This window comes from Streptomyces kebangsaanensis (assembly GCF_001906585.1).
Taxonomy (GTDB): domain Bacteria; phylum Actinomycetota; class Actinomycetes; order Streptomycetales; family Streptomycetaceae; genus Streptomyces; species Streptomyces kebangsaanensis.
Genome location: NZ_JUJA01000072.1, coordinates 27,576 through 30,207 on the forward strand (window position 1 = coordinate 27,576; position 2,632 = coordinate 30,207).

A 2,632-nucleotide genomic window follows, 5' to 3' on the forward strand; every position below is an offset into this window, starting at 1 on the left:
CGCCGCTCTCGCGGCCGAGGTCGACGAGCACCAGGTCCGCCCCCTCCTCGGCGAACAGCAGGGCGTGCGAGCGGCCCAGGGCACGGGCCGCACCGGTGATCATGACGGTCTTGTTGTCGGCTCGCCCCATGGCGACGCGCTCCTTCGCATTTGGTCCGCTCGGCGTGGATGTCCGCTAGGCGTGGATGAGGGTGGTGGCCGGTGCGCGGCGCAGCACGCCGGCCAGATCGGTCAGTGCCCGGGTCAGGACGACGACGGACCGGTGGAGGTCGCCGAGATCGATGTGTTCGTCGTCGGTGTGGTCGAGGTGGGCGTCGCCCGGGCCGTAGGCGACCATCGGGACCGGCCACTGGTGGTCGATGACGTTCATGTCCGAGGTGCCGGCCTTCAGGCGCAGCGCCGGGCGTCCGCCGTGCAGCCGGATCGCGTTGCGCAGGGCGCGGGCCACCGGGTCGGAGACGCCGCGGCGTACGGCCGGGACGCGTTCGTCCAGGCGCGCCGCGGCGTGCACGGCCGTGTCGTCGACGAACCGCTGGAAGTCGTCGAAGTCGAACCCGGCCGGTACCCGGCAGGTGATGGACGCGGCGGCGTCCCGGATGCCGCCNAGCCGCACCAGTGTGGCGACGGCCGCGTCGAAGGACACGCCCTCGTGTGCGCCGGAGGCCCGGCGCATGTAGGCGTCGACCCCCTGCCAGAACGCGGCGGCCGCCTCGACGGCGGTCTCCTCGGGGCTGGAGGTGTGCATGGGCGGGCGGCTGACCTCGTACTCGACGCCGACCCGGCCCTTGTAGCCGAGGCACACCCCGTCCCAGCCGCTGGGCTCGCCGATGACGACGGCGTCGGGCGCGGGCAGGGTACGCAGCAGGTGCCGCGCGCCCCGTGAGCCGGGCACCTCCTCGCCGACGGCGCCCGCCACAATGACCCGCAGCCGCGGAGCCGCGGCTGCGGCGCGGACGGCGGCGCAGGTCATGGCGACGAGCGGTCCCTTGGCGTCGACCGTGCCGCGGCCGTAGAGCAGATCACCGACCTGGCAGACCGCGATGTCGCCGGGGACGGTGTCGATGTGGCCGAGGAGCAGCACGGTGGGCCCGTCGGTGGCACCGATCTCCCCGACGGCGTTGCCGACGGCGTCGACCCTGGCCCGCATGCCGAGCCGTTCCATCTGCCCAGCCAGGTACGCGGAGGCCCGCTCCTCCCGTCCGGAGACGGACGGAATCCCCACGAGTCCGCGCAGCAGCCGCGCCGGATAGTCGTCGCCCGCGCTCACCCGGTCCCCCTCCCTGCGTGGTCTCCCCGGCCCCGGCCTGTGGCACCGGGACCGGCCGCACCGCGCCCGACGGTCCCGGAACGGCCGGCCGACGTCGTGCGCCCGCCGAGCGGGGCGCGGGCGCGGCCCGGTACGCGAATGTGCGACGTCGGCCCGGCGGCTGGACCCGGTCCGCGCGGGCGGGTCCGCGGCGCGCGGACGGCGTGGTCCGCACCGTGGGTGACGGGGCCGCAGCGCCCGGGGGTGCTCACGCGGGTCTCCGGTGAACGGTGACGGTCAGGCGCAGGCGGGTGCCCGTGTGGGAGTGCAGCGCCGCGCGGACGGGGGTCGGGCCGTGACCGGAGGCGATGGTGACAAGGTCCACCCCGCCGGTCAGCGCGTCCGCCGCAGAGCGCAGTTTGTGGCGCATCCGGCCGCGTACGGACGGCGGGAGCTTCGCGGCCGGGCCCACCTCCAGGTCAGGGAGCACGGTGTCGGGGCGGTCGGGGTCGCGCAGGACGCCGGGGGCGCGGGTGAGCAGGACGAGAGCGGTGGCGTCCAAGGCGGTGGCGACGGCGGCTGCGGCGCGGTCGGCGTCGACGTTGAGCAGCGTGCCGTCCTCGGCCGCGGCGGGCGGTGACAGCACCGGCAGTTCGCCCGCGGCAAGCAGGACGCGCAGCAGGGCCGGGTCTACGCGGTCGACGCGGCCGCTGAGGTCGTCGCGGACGATCCGCACCCGGCCGCCGCCGTCGTACACGCGCAGCGCGGTCTTGCGTACCGCGGTCAGCGTGCCGCCGTCCGCGCCGGACAGCCCGGTGGCGGCGATGCCGCGTCGGCGCAGTCCACTCAGCAGGGCGGGCTTCACCCGCCCGAGCAGGGCCATGGTCAGCGCGTCGAGCGCCGCCGCGTCGGTGCGCCGGGCGCTGGTGCCGTCGGCGGACCGCAGGTGTTCCACGGTGCGGCCGAGCTGACCGCTCAGCCGGTCGGCCTCCGCTCCGCCGCCGTGGACGAGCACGACACGCGTGCCCTGCGCGGTGAGTGCGGCGATGTCGTCGAGGACGGCGTCCCTGTCGATGTCGCTGCCCAGTTTCACTACGAGTGTCATCCTGTCCCTCCCTTCACATGGGGTAGATCACCTCGGGTCGTTCACACGGGCCGGTTCACATGGGGTGCAGGCCGGGGAATGCCAGTCCGGACCGCTCCGGCAGACCGGCGGCGAGATTTGCGCTCTGCACGGCTCCGCCTGCCGCGCCCTTGACAAGGTTGTCGAGTGCCGCGACCGCGACGATCCGGTCGTCGTCGAGGTCGAAGCCGATGTCGCAGTGGTTGGAGCCGAGCAGCATCCGTGGTTCCGGCAGCCGGTGCAGTCCCTGGCGCTGCGCGACG

2 protein-coding genes and 2 pseudogenes are annotated in these 2,632 nt (G+C 75.0%); all 4 read right to left on the minus strand.

The window, feature by feature from the left end:
• Positions 1-175: 175 nt before the first annotated feature.
• Positions 176-604 (minus strand): M20/M25/M40 family metallo-hydrolase (locus RH94_RS42965; RefSeq protein ID WP_234425671.1); only part of this gene is annotated, 429 nt, incomplete at its 5' end.
• Position 605: 1 nt separating this feature from the next.
• Positions 606-1,267: pseudogene (locus RH94_RS46600) on the minus strand (M20/M25/M40 family metallo-hydrolase); the annotation flags it as partial.
• Positions 1,268-1,514: 247 nt separating this feature from the next.
• Positions 1,515-2,351, minus strand: coding sequence for an acetylglutamate kinase (gene argB, locus RH94_RS10310; RefSeq protein WP_073947322.1), 837 nt, complete (start codon positions 2,349-2,351; stop codon positions 1,515-1,517).
• 55 nt (positions 2,352-2,406) lie between these two features.
• Positions 2,407-2,632, minus strand: a pseudogene (locus RH94_RS42970) (N-acetyl-gamma-glutamyl-phosphate reductase); the annotation flags it as partial.